This is a genomic window from Parasedimentitalea psychrophila, assembly GCF_030285785.1.
In the GTDB taxonomy this organism is placed as follows: domain Bacteria; phylum Pseudomonadota; class Alphaproteobacteria; order Rhodobacterales; family Rhodobacteraceae; genus Parasedimentitalea; species Parasedimentitalea psychrophila.
This window is the reverse complement of sequence record NZ_CP127247.1, coordinates 1,641,678-1,664,611: the sequence shown is the minus strand read 5'-3', so window position 1 is coordinate 1,664,611 and position 22,934 is coordinate 1,641,678. Positions and strand designations below refer to the sequence as shown.

The 22,934-nt window shown below is 57.2% G+C and carries 23 protein-coding genes; 6 read left to right on the top strand and 17 right to left on the bottom strand.

Going from position 1 to position 22,934, the window contains the following annotated elements; all coding sequences use genetic code 11:
• Nucleotides 1-55: 55 nt before the first annotated feature.
• Together QPJ95_RS08030 and QPJ95_RS08025 are read right to left on the bottom strand one after the other, a co-directional pair.
• On the bottom strand, nt 56-238 hold the full coding sequence (locus QPJ95_RS08030) for a hypothetical protein (protein ID WP_270917292.1): 183 nt from the start codon (nt 236-238) through the stop codon (nt 56-58).
• Nucleotides 239-376: 138 nt separating this feature from the next.
• Complete coding sequence (locus QPJ95_RS08025) at nt 377-994, bottom strand: L,D-transpeptidase (protein ID WP_270917291.1); 618 nt, start codon at nt 992-994, stop codon at nt 377-379.
• A 166-nt stretch (nt 995-1,160) separates the two neighbouring features.
• Between QPJ95_RS08025 and QPJ95_RS08020 the strand changes: the two genes are divergently transcribed.
• Nucleotides 1,161-1,658, top strand: coding sequence for a CAP domain-containing protein (locus tag QPJ95_RS08020; RefSeq protein WP_270917290.1), 498 nt, complete (start codon nt 1,161-1,163; stop codon nt 1,656-1,658).
• A gap of 66 nt (nt 1,659-1,724) precedes the next feature.
• On the opposite strand, the gene QPJ95_RS08015 is transcribed toward QPJ95_RS08020, so the two are convergent.
• From QPJ95_RS08015 to hslO, 8 genes are all read right to left on the bottom strand, one after another.
• Nucleotides 1,725-2,243 carry a L,D-transpeptidase family protein gene (locus tag QPJ95_RS08015; RefSeq protein ID WP_270917289.1) on the bottom strand — a complete coding sequence of 173 codons (519 nt, stop codon included), beginning with the start codon at nt 2,241-2,243 and terminating at the stop codon, nt 1,725-1,727.
• A gap of 69 nt (nt 2,244-2,312) precedes the next feature.
• Nucleotides 2,313-3,137, bottom strand: a complete 825-nt coding sequence (locus QPJ95_RS08010; protein WP_270917288.1) for an ion transporter — start codon at nt 3,135-3,137, stop codon at nt 2,313-2,315.
• A 21-nt stretch (nt 3,138-3,158) separates the two neighbouring features.
• Entirely contained in the window at nt 3,159-4,406 is a 1,248-nt protein-coding gene (locus QPJ95_RS08005; RefSeq protein WP_270917287.1) for a class I SAM-dependent RNA methyltransferase, read from the bottom strand.
• A 41-nt stretch (nt 4,407-4,447) separates the two neighbouring features.
• Complete coding sequence (locus QPJ95_RS08000; protein ID WP_270917286.1) at nt 4,448-6,304, bottom strand: ABC transporter ATP-binding protein; 1,857 nt, start codon at nt 6,302-6,304, stop codon at nt 4,448-4,450.
• Complete coding sequence (locus QPJ95_RS07995; RefSeq protein ID WP_270917285.1) at nt 6,301-8,139, bottom strand: ABC transporter ATP-binding protein; 1,839 nt, start codon at nt 8,137-8,139, stop codon at nt 6,301-6,303. The genes QPJ95_RS08000 and QPJ95_RS07995 overlap by 4 nt, the downstream gene beginning before the upstream one ends.
• A gap of 203 nt (nt 8,140-8,342) precedes the next feature.
• On the bottom strand, nt 8,343-9,497 hold the full coding sequence (locus QPJ95_RS07990) for a CCA tRNA nucleotidyltransferase (protein WP_270917284.1): 1,155 nt from the start codon (nt 9,495-9,497) through the stop codon (nt 8,343-8,345).
• Nucleotides 9,497-10,111 carry a CoA pyrophosphatase gene (locus QPJ95_RS07985; protein WP_390923476.1) on the bottom strand — a complete coding sequence of 205 codons (615 nt, stop codon included), beginning with the start codon at nt 10,109-10,111 and terminating at the stop codon, nt 9,497-9,499. The genes QPJ95_RS07990 and QPJ95_RS07985 overlap by 1 nt, the downstream gene beginning before the upstream one ends.
• Complete coding sequence (gene hslO / locus QPJ95_RS07980; protein ID WP_270917283.1) at nt 10,083-11,069, bottom strand: Hsp33 family molecular chaperone HslO; 987 nt, start codon at nt 11,067-11,069, stop codon at nt 10,083-10,085. The genes QPJ95_RS07985 and hslO overlap by 29 nt, the downstream gene beginning before the upstream one ends.
• 78 nt (nt 11,070-11,147) lie before the next feature.
• On the opposite strand from hslO, the gene QPJ95_RS07975 reads away from it, so the two are divergent.
• Nucleotides 11,148-11,600, top strand: a complete 453-nt coding sequence (locus QPJ95_RS07975; protein ID WP_270917282.1) for an NUDIX hydrolase — start codon at nt 11,148-11,150, stop codon at nt 11,598-11,600.
• A gap of 95 nt (nt 11,601-11,695) precedes the next feature.
• On the opposite strand, the gene QPJ95_RS07970 is transcribed toward QPJ95_RS07975, so the two are convergent.
• On the bottom strand, nt 11,696-12,964 hold the full coding sequence (locus tag QPJ95_RS07970) for a PP2C family protein-serine/threonine phosphatase (protein WP_390923473.1): 1,269 nt from the start codon (nt 12,962-12,964) through the stop codon (nt 11,696-11,698).
• A 173-nt stretch (nt 12,965-13,137) separates the two neighbouring features.
• Here QPJ95_RS07970 and QPJ95_RS07965 point away from each other — a divergent pair, with 173 nt between their 5' ends.
• Complete coding sequence (locus QPJ95_RS07965; RefSeq protein WP_270917280.1) at nt 13,138-13,464, top strand: Hpt domain-containing protein; 327 nt, start codon at nt 13,138-13,140, stop codon at nt 13,462-13,464.
• A 16-nt stretch (nt 13,465-13,480) separates the two neighbouring features.
• Here the strand turns inward: QPJ95_RS07965 and ilvA are convergent, their stop codons facing one another.
• Together ilvA and QPJ95_RS07955 are read right to left on the bottom strand one after the other, a co-directional pair.
• Nucleotides 13,481-14,707: a threonine ammonia-lyase IlvA gene (ilvA, locus tag QPJ95_RS07960; RefSeq protein WP_270917279.1), complete on the bottom strand. Its 1,227-nt coding sequence runs from the start codon at nt 14,705-14,707 to the stop codon at nt 13,481-13,483.
• 56 nt (nt 14,708-14,763) lie between these two features.
• On the bottom strand, nt 14,764-15,528 hold the full coding sequence (locus QPJ95_RS07955) for a hypothetical protein (RefSeq protein WP_270917278.1): 765 nt from the start codon (nt 15,526-15,528) through the stop codon (nt 14,764-14,766).
• 137 nt (nt 15,529-15,665) lie between these two features.
• Between QPJ95_RS07955 and QPJ95_RS07950 the strand changes: the two genes are divergently transcribed.
• From QPJ95_RS07950 to QPJ95_RS07940, 3 genes are all read left to right on the top strand, one after another.
• Nucleotides 15,666-16,889 (top strand): argininosuccinate synthase, encoded by a 1,224-nt coding sequence (locus QPJ95_RS07950; RefSeq protein ID WP_270917277.1) that lies wholly within the window; start codon nt 15,666-15,668, stop codon nt 16,887-16,889.
• Between the two features lie 2 nt (nt 16,890-16,891).
• The gene (locus QPJ95_RS07945; protein WP_270917276.1) at nt 16,892-17,329 is read left to right on the top strand and encodes a DUF1810 domain-containing protein; all 438 of its coding nucleotides are present in this window, start codon (nt 16,892-16,894) and stop codon (nt 17,327-17,329) included.
• Nucleotides 17,330-17,398: 69 nt separating this feature from the next.
• On the top strand, nt 17,399-17,683 hold the full coding sequence (locus QPJ95_RS07940; protein ID WP_270917275.1) for an SCP2 sterol-binding domain-containing protein: 285 nt from the start codon (nt 17,399-17,401) through the stop codon (nt 17,681-17,683).
• A gap of 75 nt (nt 17,684-17,758) precedes the next feature.
• Here the strand turns inward: QPJ95_RS07940 and QPJ95_RS07935 are convergent, their stop codons facing one another.
• The 4 genes from QPJ95_RS07935 to QPJ95_RS07920 form a co-directional block, all read right to left on the bottom strand.
• On the bottom strand, nt 17,759-18,472 hold the full coding sequence (locus QPJ95_RS07935; RefSeq protein ID WP_270917274.1) for a sulfotransferase-like domain-containing protein: 714 nt from the start codon (nt 18,470-18,472) through the stop codon (nt 17,759-17,761).
• Nucleotides 18,472-19,380 (bottom strand): D-amino acid aminotransferase, encoded by a 909-nt coding sequence (locus QPJ95_RS07930; RefSeq protein ID WP_270917273.1) that lies wholly within the window; start codon nt 19,378-19,380, stop codon nt 18,472-18,474. Before QPJ95_RS07930 ends, QPJ95_RS07935 begins: the two co-directional genes overlap by 1 nt.
• A gap of 336 nt (nt 19,381-19,716) precedes the next feature.
• Nucleotides 19,717-20,589, bottom strand: coding sequence for a ribokinase (locus tag QPJ95_RS07925; protein WP_270917272.1), 873 nt, complete (start codon nt 20,587-20,589; stop codon nt 19,717-19,719).
• Nucleotides 20,590-20,595: 6 nt separating this feature from the next.
• The gene (locus tag QPJ95_RS07920) at nt 20,596-22,851 is read right to left on the bottom strand and encodes an NADP-dependent malic enzyme (protein WP_270917271.1); all 2,256 of its coding nucleotides are present in this window, start codon (nt 22,849-22,851) and stop codon (nt 20,596-20,598) included.
• Between the last annotated feature and the right edge of the window lie 83 nt (nt 22,852-22,934).

Genomic DNA, 22,934 nt, shown 5'->3' with positions numbered 1-22,934 from the left:
CCAACAAAAAAGGCGGTGGAAAACCACCGCCTTTTCCGTAACTGTGTCGCAGCAATTAGCTGCTTGCGATGGCAGCGCCAACGATAACCAGCATCAGCAGCGGCAGCATGATGCCACTGGACGAGCTTTCAGCTTGCTCAACAACAACGATCGGCTCAACGACGGGCTCAGAATAACCACCAGCAAATGCGGTCGAAGCGGCAGCTGACAGAGCAGCGGCAAGAACGAGTTTTTTCATATTAACCTCCAAAAAAGGCGCGGCCATTCAACAATGGCCCACGCAGCCAAGACATACCTCGTGGTTTTTCTAACCAGTAAAAACCCAAGATTGCAAACGCTTGTTGAGAGAGCTCGACCTGGCGGGATTATATTGTGGTCAAATAAGCAACACTTGAGTGCCAATTTTTACCATCCCAAAAAGCTGTGCAATATGTTCATTATAAAGACCAATACAGCCATTGGAAGACTTTCGTCCAATCTTTCGCGTATCGTGGGTTCCATGGATGCGATAATACTTCCAACTCAGATACAATGCATGGGTCCCCAACGGATTGTCCGGCCCCGGTGCAACATAGCTTGGCCACTCTGGATTACGTTTGCGCATGTTTGGCGTCGGTGACCAAGACGGACCTTCGACTTTACGCACAATTTTGGTACGACCCCGGCGCGTCAGGTCATCTGAAAGCGGCACCGATGACGGAAACAATTTGTAGGTCTCCTCATCCGCAGCCCAATAATGCAAGGCGCGGCTGTCGATATCGACCAGAATGGCCCCGTTCTTCAGGTTGTCGAAATACGGCTGCCAGCTCTTTGCCCGGAATGCCGAGATATTGCGGCGCACCGCTGGTTCCGGCTCAGGCGGCGGACGTAGCGGGTCATACGCCGGTTCACCATCTGGATCAGCGACCTGGGACAAGGCCGGCGTTGCCAGCAAAGCCGCAGTACCGGCTAAAAAAAGCCGCCTCGAGGGAAATTGAATTGATTTGGAAGACATGATCGTCACTACCTGCACTATATCGAAACTGTTGGCGCATAATATGGCGTGAATGCCTCAGTCGCAAATCAAACACGCGTCACTAGCGGCATTTTGATGCCACTGCATTTGCGCCAATGCCACAGTATCGCTAAGTGCTGTATCTAAACATTAGATAAGGTGCAAAATGAAGCGTGTATTTTTGATTCTTGCGGCGGCCCTGTTGACGCTGGCTGTTGCCTGTACCCCTTCTCCAAATGGCGGATCAGGCGGCAGCGGAAAAGCCTATCGCATTCGGAATGCCGACAAGGTTCAGTTTCGCATGCTCGATTCGGTCAATGCGCTCCGGCAGGCATACGGCTCGCCTGCGGTACAGTTGAACGCGCCACTCAACGCCGCTGCGGCCACCCATTCCCGGGATATGGCGGTTCAGAACCGCCCCTGGCACTTTGGCTCGGACGGCTCGTCGCCGCTGGATCGCGTCGCCCGCGCCGGATATACCGGGTCTCTGATGGGGGAAGCCATTTCAGAAACCTATGAGGGCGAAGTGGAAACCCTGTCGGCCTGGATGGAAGACAGCAACACAAAAGCCGTGATCATGGATCCCAAAGCGGTCAACATGGGCTTCTCGTGGTTCCAGGAGCAGAATGGCAAGATCTGGTGGACCCTGGTGATGGGCAGCTAATTCGCCCCGGGGCAGACACCGGATCAAGGGCGGCGCACAGCCGCCTTTGCCCTATCTGCGACACTGTTACAAACGCAGGCTGATCACGGTGCCATCTTTGACCATGGCAAAAATCTCTTCGATTTCATCGTTATTCACGGCAATGCAACCGGCCGTCCAGTCGTCCACCCGACCCGCCCGTTTGCGGGCCTTCGAATCGTTGGGCTGACCGTGAATAAAGATCTCTCCACCGGGCCGTTGCCCGATGGCACTGGCCTCGGCAACATCCTGAGAGTTGGGATATGAAATGCCGACCGACAGATGATAGGAGCTATTGGCATTGCGGCGATTGATGACATAGGTGCCCTCAGGGGTTTTGCCGTCCCCCTCAACCGTCTTGGCCCCGACCGGAGCAAAGCCCAGATCAATTTTATATTCGCGCAGAATCTCTTCATTGTGAAGCAGATACAGCTTTCTGGCGCCTTTATTGACGACCACGCCGGTGACCTCAGCGCCCTGATAGCTCTGGAATCTGTTGCTGGCGCCACTGCAGCCCGCCGAAGCCAGGGTCGCGGCCGCGCCCAATCCAAATGCTCGTCTGTCCATACTGCTCTGATCTCATCTTTTTTTGGGGTCTTTTTGCCAAATTACCGCCAAATACTGCGTTAACCAAAATCACTTTTTGGAAAGTGTCTCAATATGTGGCCGCGACCGTTGCTCAATCACCTCAATTTGCGGCGGCAACCGCTGCTCGATGGCCTCAAGTCGCGCGAGAACCAGATCGCGGTACGCGTCGGTTCGCTCGGTATCTTCAACGCTATGCGCGTCCTGCATCGAGTTCACGATCAGACCCACCAGCAGGTTCACCACGGCAAATGTGGTGACCATGATAAAGGGCACAAAGAACACCCAAGCATAGGGGAAGATCTCCATCACCGGACGCACAATGCCCATGGACCAGCTTTCCAGCGTCATGATCTGGAACAGCGAATAGGCGCTGCCCCCCAAGGTCCCGAACCATTGCGGAAAGAGGCCCCCGAACAGTTTGGTGGCAATCACCGAGCCGATGTAGAAAATAATCGCCATCAGCAGGAACACCGACCCCATGCCCGGCAATGCGGTGATGAAGCCCTCGACCACCCGGCGCAGGCTGGGGGCCACCGAAATAACCCGCAATACCCGCAGAATTCGCAGCGCCCGCAGCACCGAAAGCCCCTGCGCCCCCGGAACCAGCGCAATACCAACGATTATGAAATCGAAGACATTCCATCCATTCAGGAAAAACCGATGCCGGGACACCACCAGCTTGGCCAGAATTTCGAGCACAAAGATCGTTAAACAGAGTTCATCGATCAGACTGATAATCACGCCAGACCGCGCCATGACTGAGGGCGAGGTTTCCAGTCCCAATGTCACCGCATTGATCACAATGACGATGGTGATGAAGTGACCAAAACGGGCGTTTTCCAAAACGGCCGCCATACGTTGAATCAGGGACATGATAAAAATCCGGGCATAGGTTCAATCGGCAAGGGTGAAGGACGCAACCAGTTCGGTATGGGCTGCCCAGCGGAACTGGTCAACAACCTGAACCCAGTTCAACTGATACCCAGCACCAACCAGAGACTTAGCATCGCGGGCAAAGGTGACCGGATTACAGGACACATAGGCGATGGTTCGGGTGCGGGCCTTGATCAGTTCAGCGACCTGAGATTCGGCGCCAGAGCGCGGGGGGTCGATCACTGCCGCCTCGTAGAACGCACCAAAGGGGTTCAGTTCATCCGGCATCATCGGGCGGCGAAACAGGTCACGGGCGACAGCCTTGACCACTTTCAGACCCTTGGCCTGACGCCAGCCGGCCTCCAGCGCCTGCACCATCTCCGGGTCGCCCTCGACGGCCAGGATCTCGGCGTTTTTGGCCAGCGGCAGCGCAAAGGTGCCGCAGCCGGCAAACAGATCGACGATTCGTTTGGAACCCTGAACGATTTCCTGCACCGCAGCCAACAGGGCCGCCTCGCCCTCGCGGGTGGCCTGCAGGAAACTGCCCGGAGGCGGGCAGACCTTAGCAGGACCAAAGGTCTGCGTGGGGGGCTGGGTCATGGCGATCTGTTCATCATCCCAAGTCAGCCGGGTGATACCCAGCTTTTCCACCGATTGCGCCAATAACATGCGCAGCGGCCCATCCAGCGGCTTGCCGTTCTTCACCAACACATCCAGACCAATGTCCGACAGGGTTACGGTGACGGCTAGCGGCGTCTTGCGGCTGGCGCCGATCTGCGCCAGATCTTCGACCATTGGAATGGCTGCCAACAGATCCGGGTCTAGAAGGTGACAATCCGGGATCTCAGTGATGACCCCCGAAGCACGGCCATGAAACCCGGCCATCGCGCCCTTTTTGGTGCGTCGAACCGCCAGAGTGGCGCGGCGACGGGATCGCGGCGGCGAAGTGTGGACGGGACGAAACGTGGTTTCCAGCCCCTGAGCGCCCAGCGCGTGGCGAACTATGCCCTGCTTCCACTCAGCCACAAAATCATCATCGGCGTGCTGCAACTGGCAACCGCCACAGGATTTGTAGTGGCGGCACGGGGCTTGCACCCGGTGCTCCGAGGGTGTTTCGATGCGAATGTCACCCATTGCGCTGCCGGCGACAACTCCTGTCACCACTTCACCCGGAAGGGTGCGCGGGGCAAACAGAGGGCCTTCGGCGACTCCGTCGCCTTGGTGGCCGAGACGCGTGATGGTGGCGGTGGTTCTAGCTGATGTACTCATGGGCGCCCTGATATAGACAGCGGGCCGCTTTGGCAAAAAACTTATTCTGCTGCCTTTGTTTCTGCCTTTGTTTCGGTCTCGGTGCGGATAAAGCCACCAGATTGGCGGGCCCAGAACTGCGCATAGAGCCCAGCCCGCGCCAAAAGCTGATCATGGCTGCCGCTTTCGGCGATACGGCCGTCCTCCATCACGATGATTCGGTCCATTTCGCTGAGCGTCGACAGCCGGTGGGCAATGGCCAGCACCGTCTTGCCCCGCATCACCCGTGACAAGGCCGACTGGATCGCCGCCTCGACCTCGGAATCCAGGGCCGAAGTGGCCTCGTCGAGCACAAGAATTGGTGCATCTTTCAAAATAGCACGGGCCAGAGCAATGCGTTGACGCTGGCCACCCGACAGTTTCACCCCCCGTTCACCGAGATGGGCGTCATAGCCCTGACGGCCCTGCCCATCCTGCAACAAAGCGATGAAGTCATCCGCCTCGGCCTTGCGGGCGGCGTCAAACATCTCTTCCTCGCTGGCGTCGGGGCGACCGTACAAGATATTGTCCCGCGCCGACCGGTTGAACATCGCGGTTTCCTGGGTGACCATGCCGATCTGACTGCGGAGCGAGTTCTGACTGACCGCTGCGATGTCCTGACCATCAATCAGAATTCGGCCACTTTCGCCTTCATAGAGCCGCAATAGTAGCGAAACCAAGGTGGATTTACCTGCCCCCGAGGCGCCAACGATGCCTATTTTTTCGCCCGGTTTAATGGTCAAGGAAATACCCTGGATACCCCCAATATCGCGGCCATATGCAAAACCTGCGTTGTCAAAAATGATCTCTCCGCGCCGCACGACCAGATCCACAGCATTGCTGGCATCTTCGACCCGGTTGCGGCTGGTCAGAGTCGTCATCCCATTTTCAATTTCGCCAATATGCGAGTAGATCGCCATCAGGGTAAAGCTAACCCATCCGGTCATCTGAGCAATGCGGATCGACACGGCCCCAGCGGCAACAATGTCGCCCTCGGTGGCCTGCCCCGATTGCCATAGCACCAGCGTGGCACCAATCAGCAGCACGGGCAGCAACCCGGCCAACGTCATCAGGCAAAACCGGAACCCCGCAGCGAGATAGCCAAATTCCAGCGCCCTTTGCCGAAAATCACCCATCGCACCCTGCGCGGTCCGTTCTTCGTGGTCGGCATGGGCAAACAGCTTCACCGTCCTGATATTGGTAATGGTGTCCACCACCTGCCCGGTCACCATGGCCTTGGCCCCGGCGCGTGCCCCGGCGCGCTTGCGTACACGTGGCAGGAACCAGCGGATCAGCGCAAAATAGCCCACCAGCCAAATCATGAATACGCCAGTGATGCGCAGATCAATTACCCCCAGCAGGGCCAGTGACCCAACCAGCGAGGCCAGCGCAAAGGCAATCACGTTGATAGCTTCGGTTGCCACCGAGGTCACTGCACTGGCGGTTTGCATCTGTTTTTGCGCAATGCGGCCGGCAAAATCATCGTCAAAGAAGCTGACAGATTGGCCCAGCGTCCACCGGTTTAGCCGCGACAGCACCAGTGGGCTAACATTGGGCCCAACGATAATAGAGTTTGCCGCCGCCGACAGGCCAAACAAAATTGGCCTGAGAACCATAAAGAATCCAATCGCGCCGGCGATCATTGCCAGATTGGTGGGTGAGAAAAACATATCCGGGCCGCTGGTATTGGCGGTGTCGATCACCTGACCCAGAATATAGGCGGTGCCGGCCTCCATCGCGCCGGCCAAGGAAGAGCACAGCGCTGCCAAGCCCAACATCGGCCAGGCCCCCGACAGACACCAGCGCAAAAAGGCCCACAGGGTTTGCGGTGGCGGGCCTGACGCCGGTCGAAATGCATCGATCCAATTGCCAATATTCATTCCGCTGCCTCGACATTGAGAAATCCGCCCGATTGCCGGGCCCAGAACTGGGCATATTGCCCCTGTGCTGCCAACAGGTCGTCGTGGCTACCTTCCTCGACGATGCGGCCCTGGTCCAGCACCAGAATGCGATCCATTTGTGCGATGGTGGACAGCCTATGTGCAATCGCAATCACCGTCTTGCCCTGCATCATACCGTATAGCGTCGCTTGGATCACCGCTTCGACCTCGCTGTCCAGCGCGCTGGTGGCCTCGTCGAGCAGCAGAATCGGCGCGTTTTTCAGGATAACCCGCGCCAGGGTCACCCGCTGACGTTGGCCGCCGGACAGTTTCACGCCGCGTTCACCAACTTGCGCATCATAGCCCCGCCGGCCCTGAGGATCCTGCAGATCCAGAATGAAATCATGTGCTTCGGCCTGTTTGGCGGCGGCTATCATCTGCTCTTCGCTCGCCTCGGGGCGGCCATACAGGATATTTTCCCGCACCGAGCGGTGCAGCAGCGAGCTGTCCTGCTGCACCATGCCGATATTGCTGCGCAGGCTGTCCTGGGTGACGGTGCGAATGTCCTGCCCATCGATCAGAACCTGGCCGCTTTCGGTGTCGTAGAACCGCAGCAACAGCTTGACCAAGGTCGATTTACCAGCCCCTGAGCGGCCAATCAGGCCAATTTTCTCGCCCGGCTTGATAGTCAGGTTGATATGATCCAATCCGCCGACCCCGCGACCATAATGATGGCTCAGGTTGCGCAACTCGATCTCACCGGCACTCAATTGCAGCGGGGTGGCATTGGCCGCATCGACCAGATCAATCGGCTGGGCAATGGTTTGCATACCCTCGGCCACCACCCCCAACTGGCGAAAGAACGAGGTCAGCGCCCACATGATCCAGCCGGTCATCGCGTTGAGCCGCAGGGTCAGCGTGGCGGCGGCAGCAATCACCCCAACCGAGGCTTGCCCCAACATCCACAGATAGATCGCCCAGCCAACGACACCGACAATCAGCAGGCCATTCAGGCTGACCAAGACCGCATCCATCACCGTAAAAATCCGCATTTCGGTCTGAAATGTTTTGCGCGTTTTCTCGATAACACGTTTGGCGCCCGTCACTTCCAGATCGTGATGGGCAAACATTTTGACCGAATGGATGTTGGAGTAGGCATCAACCACCAAGCCGGTCACCGCCGAGCGCGCATCAGACGAAGCCTGCGAGGCCGGCCCCACCCGTTTCACCGTCCAGCGCACCAGCAGCCCGTAGAGGACAAACCAGATCAGCATCGGCAGCAGCAGCCGCACATCCGCCATCATCAACAACAGCGCCGCGCCGATCAAATAGGCCAGCGAATAGGAAATGGCGTCGAACACCTGAAACACCACCTCGCCGGCAGCGGGGGGCGTTTGCATGATGCGATTGGCGATACGGCCGGCAAAATCGTTTTCAAACCAGCCCACCGATTGGCGCAGCACATGCCGGTGCGCCCGCCAGCGGATCAGCGTGCCCAAATTGGGCAGAATGGCGTTGTTCAGCAACACAACATCCAGCAATTGCAGCACCGGACGGATGAACAGGATGAACATCGACACTAGGATCAGCTCGGTGCCGTAGTTGGCCCAGACCTGCTCGGGACCCTCTCCAAAGTAATCAATCATCCGGCCCATGTAATAGATCAGCCCGACCTCGATCGCGGCGACCACAAGCGACATCAACGCGGTCCAGATAAAGATGCGGGTGAAGGGGCGGCAATAGTCGCGCATAAAAGGCCACAACCGCGTTGGCGGACTGTCCACTTCAGGATAATCGCAATAGGGATCTACAAGGTTTTCGAAGTAACGAAACATGACGGTGCTCCAGATGAGCTAAAAAGATATGCAAATGCAGACAGAGGCGGCGCCGAAGCCCCCCGGTCAATTGGGAAGGATATCGGCGTTAGCTGAACCAGATCCCACGATACATATGCATTCCTCCGTCATCTGACAGTCATTTGTGGATCATGCGTAGGACAGTTTTTGGGCTTTGTCACGCGCTTTGGTTGCGCCGCTTTTTAAGCGCCTTTGGCCAGCAAGCCATCCCGGGTGAGCGTGAACGCCGAAGCGATCCAATCCGCCTCGAGCCGTTTGAGGGTGTCACCCAGCGCCTTGCCCGTGATCTCCGGCATCAAATCGCGGGCTGAAAGCGGGAACTTTGCAGCAGCGCCCCTTGCAATATCAGTCTCTAAATTGACATTTAGGGGCTGTTCCAGCAAGGCGGCACGCAGCAGTAGAACGTCCCGCGCCTGCGCCTCGCCCAGACGATATCCCAGTTCGGCGGCGCCGGTGGTTGCGACAGCTTGTGCGCGCAGAGTGGTCCAACTGACCATCTGCGCCTTGCTAAGCCGCAGATGCCCGCCCATGTCCGGCCCACCCAAAGCCGCAAGACGGCGGATCGGATTGGCTATCAAGCCGGCCTCAAAGTGAACCAAAGGGGCCAGCGCGCGGTCATCGGATCCGGGTAGAAGTTCCTGCAACACGCCAGACTGGCGCATCGCAGCCACCGAAGGGGCCGGATCCTCAGCCGCCAGTAATTTCAACATTTCAGCGCCAACCCGCTCGCGTGACAATTGGCCCAAGCCCTCCAGATTGGCGGCAATCGCGGCCAGCGCCTCGGGGTCAAATCCAGCCTCGGGGTCGCCATACCAGGCGTGAAACCGGAAATACCGCAGCGAGCGCAGGTAATCCTCGCGGATACGGTTTTGCGCGGTGCCAATGAAGCGAACCCGTCGGGTCTCCAGATCAGCCATGCCCCCCAACGGATCAACGACACGGCCATCCGGGCGGGCATAAATTGCATTCATGGTGAAATCGCGCCGCGCGGCGTCGTCAGCAATATCACTGGCAAAGGCCACGGTGGCGCGGCGGCCGTCGGTGGCGACATCCTTGCGAAAAGTGGTAATTTCAAACGGGATACCACCGCTGATCACTGTAACTGTCCCATGGTCGATCCCGGTTGGAATAACCTTCAACCCAGCCTGCTTTGCCAGTTTCATCACTGTTTCGGGATGGGCATCGGTGGCGAGATCCAGGTCCGACACCGCCACGCCCATCAGCGCATTTCGCACGCTACCGCCGACAAAAAGCAACAGGGCGCCCTCGGCAGTGATCGCGTCGCAAACCGCTTGGGTGGCGGCATCTTTTAACCAGGGTTGATCAATTCGGGTCATCATTTCATCCGCACAGCAAGTTCATGCAACATTCGCGCCGTGGCACCCCAGATATAATAGGGGCCATATGGCACGGTAAAATAGTGCCTCTGCACCCCGCGCCAGCGGCGGGATTCGATGATATAGTTCTCCAGATTCAGCAGATGCGCCAGTGGCACCAAAAACACCTCGTCCACTTCGCCCGGTTCGGGGCGCAGCTGAAAACCCTGCTCCAGCAGCGCCACCACTGGCGTGACGCGAAACCCGGTGACGGTTTCATGCTCTGGCAAATGGCCGATAACCTGCGGCAGGTGACGCGGCAGGCCAATTTCCTCCCAGGCTTCGCGCAGGGCGGCGGCGGTCACATCCTTGTCGCCCTCGTCCTGCTTGCCGCCGGGAAATGCAATCTGGCCGGGGTGATGTTTCAAGGCAGAGGAGCGTTTGGTCAGAAAAACCTGCGGCGTAGCGCCGGCAAGGGAAATGGCGACCAGCACGCCGGCAGCACGCAATTTGCGCCCTGCCGGCAGTTTGAAATCGGGGTTCAGATCGAAATCAGACGAGCCGTCACCGGGATGATCCAGCGCCGCCCGCAGGGTTTCGATCAGCTCAGGCACCCGGTGGATTTTTCGCGTCAAATCCAACCGTTGTCGGGTCGAGATCGTAATGAGCGCTGCAAAATTGACAGTCAGCGGTTATTCGCCCCGCGTCGGTGGTCATTGTTTCGAGGTCGCCGGCCGAATAAATCGACAGGCTTTGACGCACCCTATCTTCGGAACAGGTACAGCCAAATCTAACCGCCTGCGGGTCAAATACCCGGGGCGATTCCTCGTGGAACAAACGAAGAAGAAGATCCTTGGGCGGCACCAAGGGGCCGACCAGCTCCAGATCCTCGACCGTATCCAGCAGGATATTGACCCGATTCCAGTTCTCGCCTTCTTCGCCCTCGACCAGATCTGCGGCGGTCAGGTTGTCTTGCACCGCTTCGGATTGGGCAACAAACGGCGACGCCTTGGGCATGTGCTGCAACATGATGCCGCCAGCACGCCAGTGTTCGGCGCCGCCCGGCACCATGGATGTCCCAAAGCTGAGGCTGAACCGTGTCGGCAATTGCTCGGACTGGGCGAAATAGGCTTCGGCACAGGCCGAAATGCTGTCACCCTCCAGCGAGGTGATGCCCTGATAGGGCTTATTGCCCTCGCCCTGGTCGATCATCACCGCGAAATAGCCATCGCTAACCTGATCAAACGGAGTGCCGTCGGTCAGCCGGTCAGCATCAAAGCTGGCATAGGCGCGAATCCGGGCCGGCGCGCCCTCGGTCTGCGGCGCGTAATAGTCGGTGGCGATCATTCGCACCGGGCCTTTGGATTGCACTTGCAGCGATAATTTCCACTGCAATTTGATCGTCTGGCCAATCAGCGCGGTCAGCACTGCCATCTCGGCTACCAGGGCCTCGACCTGCTTTGGGTAATCATGTTGCTTTAGAATTCCATCAAGCACACCGTCCAGCCGCGCCACGCGGCCACGCATGTCGACAGTATCCAGTTGGAATGGCAGGACGGTATCGTCCCATGCGATTTTTGATCCAAGAGTCATGGGGGTTTCCTTGCACGCCCGGGGTTGGCATATCGAGCCTATATAGGCGTATCATATTTGGATGAAAGGGGTCACCGCGTGATCAGACGATTTGGAGAGCCACCACAAAAGGGCCGACACTATCATCGCCGCCCCGGCGCCTATGCTTTGTTGCCTCGGGATGGGTGCTTTTTGCTTACCTGCCAGTCTGACCCTGACCCAGACCTGCAATTGCCCGGCGGCGGCATAGATCCTGGCGAATCACCACTCACTGCGCTGCACCGCGAAGTCCACGAAGAAACCGGTTGGAGCATCTCCACACCCCAGAAAATTGGGGTATTTCGGCGGTTTGTCTATATGCCCGAGTATGACTTATGGGCAGAAAAACTCTGCCACATCTATATTGCGCGGCCAGCTCTGCGGCTTGGCCCACCAAGGGAAAAAGGTCACCAGCCCGTCTGGATTGACCAGCAAAAGGCGGCCAGCCTGCTTGGCAATCCTGGGGATCGCCACTTTGCCGCACAGATCGCCCTGCAAATGGCAGGTTTTTGAAACAACAAAACACCCGCCGCGGACCTTGGGCCCCAACGGAAGTCAGGTCATCTTTGATGATCTGACAACGGGCGCGGGGCGTTTGGTGCAAAGCTTCAAGGGCCGTTATATTCAAACACCGTGGCTGAGACATCGTCTTCCAGGCCATATTCAGACGACATCACCTGGGTGAGGTTCCAGTACAGATCATCCAGAAATTCCTGGCCGCTATGCTGAGAATCACATTTGGCAACCAGCTCCAAAAGCCCCTCCGGCTCCAGCATCTCACCATTCTCCAGCCGGGCTTCGGTAAATCCGTCAGAATAAAGCAGCAGCCGGTCGCCCGGCTCCATGACTGTTTCTATCTGGGAATAGGGAATATCAGGGAGCAACCCCACCGGGACCCCCCCTTCACCCAGAAATTCAGTCGATCCATCCCGACGCAGAACCAAGGGGTGCGGGTGACCGGCCTGAACCAACTTCAGGACACCGCTGCGCAGATCGACGATGCAATAGGCCATCGTAAAATATTCTTCGATCCCGGTGTCGGCAATCAACCGCGCGTTTAGCAGGCTGGCCACGTCTTCGGGCTGGCGCAGCGCATAGAACCGGTTGAACCGCTTTTCCATCGCCACATTCTGATCAAAATACGTCGAAGACAGATATCCGCCAAGACGGGCGGTCATCATCGCCGAGGTAATCCCGTGCCCGGAAACATCAATTGAGTAAAAGCCCAGGCGGTTCACCCCGGGAGAGAACATTCCCACAAGATCGCCGCCAATATGGCCACAGGGCTTGAGCAGCAGACTAACGGAAGACGCGCCAAATTTGCGTGACAGTTCAGGCACCAGGGATTGTTGGATTTTGCGCGCCTGCACCAGATCCTTGTCAATCGCATCATAGACCCGTTGCAACTCGTCCAAAGTATCGGAAACAATGCGGTTTTTCTCTGACAATTCACGCTGCATCCGCAAAATGCGTTCCCCTGCAGAGATCCGGGCGCGCAACTCGTCCGAATTGACCGGCTTGGTCAGGAAGTCATCCGCACCAGCATCCAGCCCCTCGGCAATTTCGTTCTTTTCACTTTTTGACGTCAGCAGGATAAAATAGCTGTAAATTTCATTAGACTGCTTGCGGAATTCACGACAAAATTCCAGACCACTCATGCCGGGCATCATCCAGTCGCTGAGAATCAGGTCCGGCGGATCTTGAGTACAGATCTCCATTGCCACTTCACCGCTTTCAGCCTCGGTAACCTCAAATCCCCATTTTTTTAACGACGCCACCAGAATGCGGCGCTGCAGCCGACTGTCATCGACAACCAGAACACGCCGGATCGATCCATTGTCGACCTGCTCTTCGTTATTAAATGTACTGTCTGGCAACACAGATGGAACCTCGTTAATCTCGGCAGATGTGCAGTAACTGATAGCAATATCATACTTGTCGCTTAATAAGCTATGAATCCTACAATTTGATATTCTTTCTCCCGTTCACCATAATTTCACCCCTTGCTGCCAAAATCGTGAAATTAGACTTTTTTAACAGGAATTACTCCATGATTGACTGGCCAAGAGTGACAGAGTTGCGTGCAGAAGTCGGCGCGGAAGATTTTGGTGAAGTTGTCGATCTATTCATGGAAGAGGTTGAGGAAGTCATTGGCAAACTCAGCAAAAACATCGACCGAACACAGCTAGAACAGGATTTGCACTTTCTCAAAGGCAGCGCGCTCAGCCTTGGATTTCAGGCCTTTTCATCGCTGTGCCAGGATGGTGAAACTAGATCTGCCCACGGCCAGGCCGAAACAGTCGATGTTGCGGCTATTATTGCAGAATATCAAACCTCCAAGACGATGTTCATCGACGAATTGCCAACCCGGTTTTAACTGCCCCAGAGCCGGTTCAAATCACAAACTGGGCCAGCGTTTCGTCGTTGGTGATGTCAGTGTAGGTGAAACCGGCCGCATCAAGCCGGGCAAAAAGTTTCGGAAAATTCTCGGGTCGTTTGGTTTCAATGCCGATCAGCACCGAGCCAAAGTTGCGCGCTGATTTTTTCATGTATTCAAATCTGGCGATATCGTCTTCCGGTCCCAGAATACCAAGGAATTCTTTCAACGCACCGGGGCGCTGCGGCAATCGCAGCAGGAAATATTTTTTAACCCCAGAGTAACGCTGTGCGCGCTCCTTGACCTCGGGCAGTCGTTCAAAATCAAAATTACCACCTGAGGTGACACAAACCACTGTTTTGCCACGGATCCACGAGCGCACATCGCCCAGTGCCTCAACCGCCAATGCGCCGGCCGGCTCCAGAACGATGCCCTCCACATTCAGCATTTCGATCATGGTGGTACAGATCCGATCCTCGGAAATGCTCAGCACATCCGGCAGCGGCACATGTTGTAACTGGGCAAAGGGCAGCACCCCAATGCGCCCCACCGCAGCGCCATCAACAAAGGTATCGACACGGTCCAGCGACACCGGATGGCCGGCCGTCAGAGCCGCCCGCAGGCAAGCGCCGCCCGCAGGTTCAACAAACAGGCAATGCACCCGGTCGCCGAACCAGGACACCACACCTGACGACATGCCACCGCCGCCCACCGGCAAGATCACATGATCGGGCACCCGGCCCAATTGCGCCTCAATCTCAACCGCGATCGAGCTTTGGCCTTCGATCACATCCGCATCGTCAAACGGTGATAAAAAATACCCGCCCTCGCGCTGGCACCATTCCTGCGCCGCCGCAAGAGTATCGTCAAAATAGTCCCCAACCAGGTGGATTTCGATCTGATCGCCACCAAATATCCGGGTTTTCTGGATCTTTTGCTGCGGCGTCGTCACCGGCATGAAGATCACACCCTTTACCCCCATGTGACTGCACATAAAGGCAACACCCTGGGCATGATTACCGGCACTGGCACAGACAAACAGATCCTGATCCGGCTGCTTGCGCATCGCATTATAGGCACCGCGAATCTTGTAGGATCGCACCGGGCTCAGATCTTCGCGTTTCAGATAAATCTCGGCGCCAAAGCGGTCGGACAGATGCGCATTGCGCTGCAGCGGTGTGGCGGGAAAAACATCGCGCATGGCGGCTTCGGCGGCACGGGCCTGGGTCTGGAAATCAGTCATGTCTTATTGAGTGGCCTATGCCCGCCCCCAAGGCAAGGGGCGAGCGTAAGGCATATTTAGGACCCGATCTCGCGACCTTCGACATAATGACCATAAAACGTGGTCAGGATGCTGACGTTTACCAATGACATCACCAGGGCAACAAACAGCTGAAAGACAATGCCAAACGGCGGGAAAACCATCAGCGACAGGGCGGTCACAAGCTGCAGTAAAAATTGCGCCACAAAAATGACAAAGACCAACACCAGAATCGTTCCAGACGCCCCCCTGGTGGCCTCCCACGCCTGACCAACTGTCAGTGGCTCACCAATGGCGGCGGCGGGCAGAATAGCAACCAGCCGATAGACCAGGACAACCGAAAAGAACATCGCTCCCAGCATGATCAGAACCCCCAAAGGACCCAAGATCGTTACCGCCAACATCACCGGAATCCACATTGCCACCATGATAACCCCGATCAAAAACCCACGGCCCAAATAGGCCATGATACGATCAAATCGAAATTCCGGGATCCAACCTGTGGGATACTCCTCGAGCAGGATAAACCGATGCCAAGACACAAATATCCACAGCTCGATCACAATGAACACGATGGCGAACAGGATAAACGGAAAAAAGAATGCCCCCATACCGCCGTCCCGCATCATCTTGTCCATCGCCTCCGGGTCAGACATAGTGCCAATGGACAGCCCGGTCATCACTGTTAAGGCGACGATCAGTGCAAACCCAATCAACACCGGCACCAGGGCAATCCGCAATGCCTCTGGCAGGTTACGAGTCACCATTCCCACCGAATGAGCAAATATGCTCCAACCTTTCATATCCCGTCCTCTCAAATATCATACACTCTCTGCCCACGACATTAGACGCAGCGGCAGGTCATGAGAAGCCCGGAAAACCTTGCCCTCCTGCGTGAAAACAGATATCGGCCAATCGTTCTGCTTAAGAGGAAAAACCCATGTCCGCGCCCAAAAAAGTTGTTCTGGCCTATTCCGGTGGCCTTGATACCTCGATCATCCTGAAATGGCTGCAGACCGAGTACGGCTGCGAGGTTGTCACCTTTACCGCCGATCTGGGTCAGGGCGAAGAGCTGGAGCCCGCCCGCGCCAAGGCTGAATTGCTGGGGATCCCGCCGGAAAACATCTATATCGAAGACGTCCGCGAAGAATTTGTCCGCGACTTCGTGTTCCCGATGTTCCGTGCCAATGCGGTCTATGAGGGCCTCTATCTGCTGGGCACTTCAATCGCCCGCCCGCTGATCTCCAAACGTCTGGTCGAGATCGCCGAGGCTGTGGGTGCAGACGCTATTGCACACGGCGCCACCGGCAAGGGCAACGATCAGGTTCGGTTTGAACTGGCGGCTTACGCGCTGAACCCTGACATCAAGGTGATCGCACCCTGGCGGATCTGGGACCTGTCCTCGCGCACCAAATTGCTGGAATTTGCCGAGCAGAACCAGATTCCGGTGGCCACAGACAAACGTGGCGAGGCGCCGTTCTCGGTGGATGCCAACCTGCTGCACACCTCTTCTGAGGGCAAAGTGCTGGAAGATCCGGCCGTGATGGCGCCCGATTACGTCTATCAGCGCACCGTGCATCCCGAAGACGCCCCCAACACTCCCGAATTCATCGAAGTCGGTTTCGAGCAAGGCGATGCAGTCAGCATCAATGGCGAGGCGATGTCGCCCGCCACCATCCTGACCAAACTGAACGAGCTGGGCGGCAAACACGGTTGTGGCCGTCTGGACCTGGTTGAGGGCCGCTTTGTTGGCATGAAATCACGCGGCATCTACGAGACCCCCGGCGGCACCCTGCTGCTGGAAGCTCACCGCGGCATTGAATCGATCACCATGGATCGCGGCGCCATGCATCTCAAAGACGAGTTGATGCCAAAATACGCCGAGCTGATCTACAACGGCTTCTGGTATTCGCCCGAGCGTGAAATGCTGCAGGCCGCCATCGACGCCAGCCAGACCCATGTCACCGGCACCGTGCGGCTGAAACTGTACAAGGGCTCCGCCTCTTGTGTTGGTCGCTGGTCCGACCATTCGCTGTATTCCGAAGAGCATGTGACCTTTGAGGATGACGCAGGCGCATATGATCAAAAAGATGCGGCTGGCTTTATTCAATTGCAGGCCCTACGCTTAAAGCTGATTGCGATGCGGAACAAACGGGTCAAGTAACCATGGAAGAAGACGACTTCTCTGATGAATTAGAGATGTTTATCGAGGCCCAGGACACTGTCTGGAACGATGTCCTGGCCGAGCTAAAAATCGGCCAAAAGACAAACCACTGGATGTGGTTTGTCTTTCCCCAGCTTGCTGAATTGGGAGAATCCCATATGGCGCAGCTATACGGGATCGAAGACCTGACCGAGGCCGCAGCCTATTTGGCCCATCCAGAGCTGAACCGCCGATTGATCGAGGTCAGCCGGTTGCTGCTGACCCACCCGGGCATCCCGGCAGATCAGATACTGGGCGCAACGGACGCCAAAAAATTGTGCTCATCAATGACACTGTTTGCCGCCGTTCCCGGCGCTGCAGCTGAATTCCATCAGGTTCTTGATGCCTTTTTTGACGGCGAATTCTGCCCGGCGACAGTGAAAATTCTTTCCGACCGGTAATTCACCTTTGGTCAGCATTGCCCAGCCTGCCGTTCCGACATATCTCAGGTGTCAGGCAGGGAGAGATAAATGACACTTCAGGATATCGCAGACCGCATTCAAAAAGGCCTCAATGGTACCCTATTTGAGGGATCATTGAAATTCGACTGCGGTGGTTCCGGTGTCATCGTATTGGCCGACAATCAGGCCAGCACGACGGATCAGGACACCGACTGCAGCATCCGCCTATCACAAGACAACCTGGGCAAACTGCTAACCGGCAAACTGAACCCGATGACCGGGGTGATGATGGGCAAACTAAAAGTCTCGGGCGACATGTCCGTTGCCATGAAGCTGGGTAAGCTTCTGGGCTGAGCCTGGTTCTTTTTGCCAAAACTACTCTGGGGTGAATGCGCCGCAGGTGCAGAGGGGCAAAGCCCCTCCTTCCCCTTACAGCCGCACCGATTTCATCTGCTCATAATACGGCATCGCTGCATCCAGCACATCTTGCAGGTGCTCCGGCACCTCGGGCAAGGCGGCCTCGGCGCCGGCAAACCCGTTTGAAGTCCAGACTGAGCCATACCAGTGGCGGGCCCAGGCTCCGTCGTCCTTGTGACCGCCCTTGGGCCAGGTCAACATCTGCGCTGAAAACGGCATGTCGATGGCGTCGCATAATTTCTCCAGCATCATCGCCGGGTTCTCCCGGATGTCGTGACTGTCCACAACAATCGGTTTGCCGCCCCAAGCCGTCACTTCATCAAATAACTCGCTCTGCTGCCAAAATCCCATATCGTCCAATGTCGGATCCTCACGTTTGGCGGCGTAGGATGATATCACCCGCGCCGGATGGCGGATCAGGAATACGTTTTTGACCGCGCGCATCCAGTCGCGCGGCACGCCTGCAATCATATGCTGCGTCATGTGTTTTTGATAATAATAGGGCTTTGCCCCTGGGTTAGAGCCGGTAATTTGCTCAACCACGACAGCCGGATCATGGGATTGACTGTCCAGAATCTCTTGCCACATCGGATGCCGCAAACCCGTCTTGACCAGATAGGAGGCATAAAACGGCTCGTCCACAACGGCACAATCTGCGCGATTGCCGAAGGCATACATCATTGCCGTCGACAGGTTTCGGGGTCCCGACCACATCGCAATACGCATCAGCCGGCCTCCTGTTCGATCAAAGCTTTATAAAGGCTGCGGATTTGTTGGGTCACCACTCCCATGTCGCCCGCACCGATCTGACGGCCATCAATTTCACTGACCGGAGTCTGCGCCCCAAAGGTGCCGGTCAAAAATGCCTCATCGGCGCCATAGGTATCCACCAAAGAGAAATTGCGCTCAAACACCGGGATGTCATTGGCACGGCACAGGTCGATCACCTTTTGCCGGGTGATGCCGTTCATGCAGTAATCCCCGGTCGAGGTCCAAACTTCCCCCTTGCGCACGATGAAGAAGTTGCAGGCATTGGTGGTGTTCACAAAACCGTTCACATCCAGCATCAACCCCTCGTCCGCGCCGGCCTTTTCGGCGGCGATGCAGGCCAGGATGCAGTTCAGCTTGGAATGTGAATTCAGTTTGGGATCCTGCGTCATCGGCAAGCCGCGCAGGTGCGGCACCGTGGCCAGCCGAATGGGTCGCGGCAGTTTTGGTGTCGAATGCTCCATTATGATCACAAAGGTCGGACCCTGGTTGGACAGTGACGGGTGCTGAAAGGGGCGGGTTTTCACGCCGCGGGTGACCATCAACCGGGCATGGGCATCGGTGGTCATGTCGTTGGCCTGCTGTGTTGCCATCAATGCGGCAATCACCCCGGCACGGTCCAGCCCCAGGTCCAGGTCAATCGCCTTGGTCGCTTCAAACAGGCGGTCGAGATGCTGATCCAGAAAGGCCCATGTCCCGTTATACAGACGCAGGCCCTCCCACACCCCATCGCCGAGCATGAAGCCACTGTCATAGACTGACACGGTTGCCTCGGCCTTGGCAACAATGCGGCCGTTCACGTAGATCAAGATCGACTCGTTGCGCTGATCATCTTCGGCCTGGTGGGTGCTCATCTTCTCGGTCATCTTATCCTCCTGTTGGCGCGACGCTAGGAGGGTTGGGGCGTCATTCCAAGCAGTAAATTTTGCTCACCAGTTGGTAACATAGAGTGTCACCTTATTGAGCCCGGATGGCCCCCCACAGTCAGGATGGCGCAAAGGGAGACCTTGATGCGTATGTTTGACAATTTGAGGCACCTGCTGTTGTTCGGACTGTTGCTGCTGGTGGGGGTGATACGCGTTTGGTGCAGCTTTGGGGACAGGCTGCGGCTTTTGCAAAGACGCAGTAAAATGGCAAAGGGGGCCAGCCCCCTTTGGATCCCCCGGGATATTTCCGGCCAGATGAATAAAGGACCTTTGTCTTTAGAAACGAGCTTCTTGGACCTCTTTCAGGTCTGGGATGACATCCGCCGTTCCGGGGCGTGTTACCATTAGCGCAGCAGCGCGGGCCGCCAAGGCCATAGCTTGGGGCATTGGCAAACACCGATCGAGACCGGAGAGAACATAGCCTGTAAAAGTGTCGCCGGCGCCGGTTGTGTCAACGGGGGTCACAGCATGTGCCGGAATGTCGAGGATCTCGCCGGTTTCGGCACTGAAGTGGCGCGCGCCTTTGGCCCCCAGGGTGATGATCACATCTGCGACGCCCAACGCCATCGGTGATTTGCCGGTGGCGTGCTGCAGCTGTTGCGCCTCGACCTCGTTGAGGAACAGCAGATCCAGCAAGGGCAGCACCGATTGCACCGCAGCGGCATCAAATGGCGCCGCCGCATAACAGACGCGCAGACCCAGATCGCGGCCCATTTTAGCAGCCTCGGGCTGCATATTGGTTTCGTTTTGCAGCACCAGAATATCGCCGGATGCGGCCTGTGTCAGCGCCTGACCCAGTTGATCAGAGGTTATGGCCCGATTGGCCCCGGGAAACAGGATGATCTGATTCTCGGCCTGACGATCCACCGCAATGATAGCGTGGCCGGTCGGGATATCTACCCGGGCGATATGGTCCGTGTTGACACCGTAGTCCAGCAGCCGATCCACCGCCCAGCCGCCGTCTGGTCCCACGGCGCCGATGTGGCAGACATGAGATCCGGCACGGGTGGCGGCGACCGACATATTGGCCCCCTTGCCGCCCAGAAATTGTTGCAGGTCCAGCGCTGCCAGGGTTTCCCCTGGCGCCGGCAAATGCGGCAAGGTGTAAACCATATCCGCGTTGATCGAACCTAGGTTCCAGATTGCCATGATGTCCTACCCGATGTCGCAGGCAGCCAGAACCGCCATGTTGAGAATGTCGTTGGCGGTGGAGGTGGTCGAGCAGATCTGGATTGGTTTGTCGACGCCGCTAAGGATTGGGCCAACCACGGTGGCACCGCCCATTTCCTGCATCAGTTTGACCGAGATCGAGGCTGAATGGCGGGCCGGCACGATCAGGATATTGGCCGGACCGGTAAGCCGCGAGAAAGGGTAGGCCTCTTGTGCGGTGGCGTTCAGGGCGACATCGACGGTCATTTCACCCTCATATTCAAAACTGACACCGCGCTGTTCCAGCACCGCTGGGGCTAGGTACATCTTTTCAGCCCGTTCCGAGACCGGATAGCCAAAGGTGGAAAAACTAACAAAGGCCACCCGCGGGTCCAGCCCCATGTGACGGGCGACGCCCGCAGCGCGCTCGGCGATATTGGCCAGGTCGTTTTCATCCGGCCATTCATGCACCAATGTATCGCCGATCAGAACGATCCGACCCTTGTGCAGCAGCGCCGTCACCCCGGCCGCACCATGCGCAGCATCGGCGTCAAAGACGTGATTGACCTGGGCCAGCACATGCGCTGACTTGCGGGTGGCACCGGTCACCAGACCATCGCCATGACCATGCGCCAGCATCAGCGCCGAAAACACATGCCGGTCGCGGGCGGCCAGACGGTGCACATCCTTGAGATCAAAACCCTTGCGTTGCAGGCGCGAGTAAAGGAAATCTTTGTAGGTCTCCAAGTGCGGCGTGTTGGCGGCGTTGATGACCTCCAACTCGCTCACCGCGTCGGCCAGACCGGCCTCTTCCAGTTTCTGCTTCACGTCATCCGCACGACCAACCACCAGTGCCTTACCAAAACCCGAGCGTTGATAGGTGACAGCAGCACGCAACACGCGCGGGTCGTCGCCCTCGGCAAAAATCATCTGGCTTTGCGCTGTTCGCGCACGCGCATTCAACCCGCGCAGGATCGAAGCGGTGGGGTCCATCCGACCCTTCAGGTTTAACTCATAGGCCTCCATGTCGATGATTGGGCGGCGGGCAGCACCGGTATCCATACCAGCCTTGGCCACGGCAACCGGAATCCGGTGGATCAGACGGGGGTCAAACGGGGTTGGGATGATGTAATCACGGCCAAAGCTGAGGCTTTTACCATAGGCCAGCGCCACCTCGTCTGGAACATCTTCCCGGGCCAGCGCGGCCAAGGCATGGGCGCAGGCGATCTTCATCTCATCATTGATGGCGCGGGCGTGGATATCCAGCGCACCGCGGAACAGATAGGGAAAGCCCAGCACGTTATTGACCTGATTGGGGTAATCCGACCGGCCGGTGGCAACGATAGCATCCTCGCGGACCTCATGCGCCTCTTCGGGGGTGATTTCCGGATCCGGGTTTGCCATCGCAAAGATCACTGGATTGGGCGCCATAGCGCGCACCATGTCCTGCGTAACCGCCCCTTTGGCCGAAACGCCCAGGAACACATCAGCCCCGTTCATTGCTTCCTCGAGAGTGCGCAAATCAGTTGGCACCGCATGCGCCGACTTCCACTGGTTCATACCGGCAGAGCGACCCTGATAGATCACTCCCTTGGTGTCGCAAATAATGCAGTTCGCATGCTGCGCGCCCATAGATTTGAGCAACTCGATGCAGGCGATACCAGCCGCCCCTGCCCCGTTGAGAACAATTCTCACGTCCTCGATCTTTTTGCCCGAGATATGCAGCGCGTTGATCAGACCGGCGGCGCAGATCACCGCAGTGCCATGCTGGTCGTCATGGAACACCGGAATGTCCATTTCTTCCTTCAGGCGCTGTTCAATGATGAAACACTCGGGCGCTTTGATATCCTCGAGGTTGATGCCACCAAAGGTTGGCTCCATCAGTTTGACCGCGTTGATAAACGCCTCCGGATCTTCGGTATCCAGCTCGATATCGATCGAGTTGACGTCGGCAAAGCGTTTGAACAGAACCGCCTTGCCCTCCATCACCGGCTTAGAGCCAAGCGCGCCCAGATTGCCCAGACCCAATACGGCGGTGCCATTGGTGATCACCGCGACCAGATTGCCCTTGTTGGTGTAATCATAAGCCAGCGCCGGGTTTTCCGCGATTGCCAAACATGGCACCGCCACGCCGGGTGAATAGGCCAGTGACAGATCGCGCTGCGTGGTCATCGGCACCGTCGCCGATATTTCGAACTTGCCGGGGGTTGGTTCCAGGTGAAAGGCCAGAGCCTCTTCATCGGTGATCTTTGTTTTAGACATGGGCTGGGTCATTCCTTTGACTATCTTAAGCGTCATACCCCAGCCTGCGCAGCTTCTCAACGGAGCTGGGCGAAACTTTATTG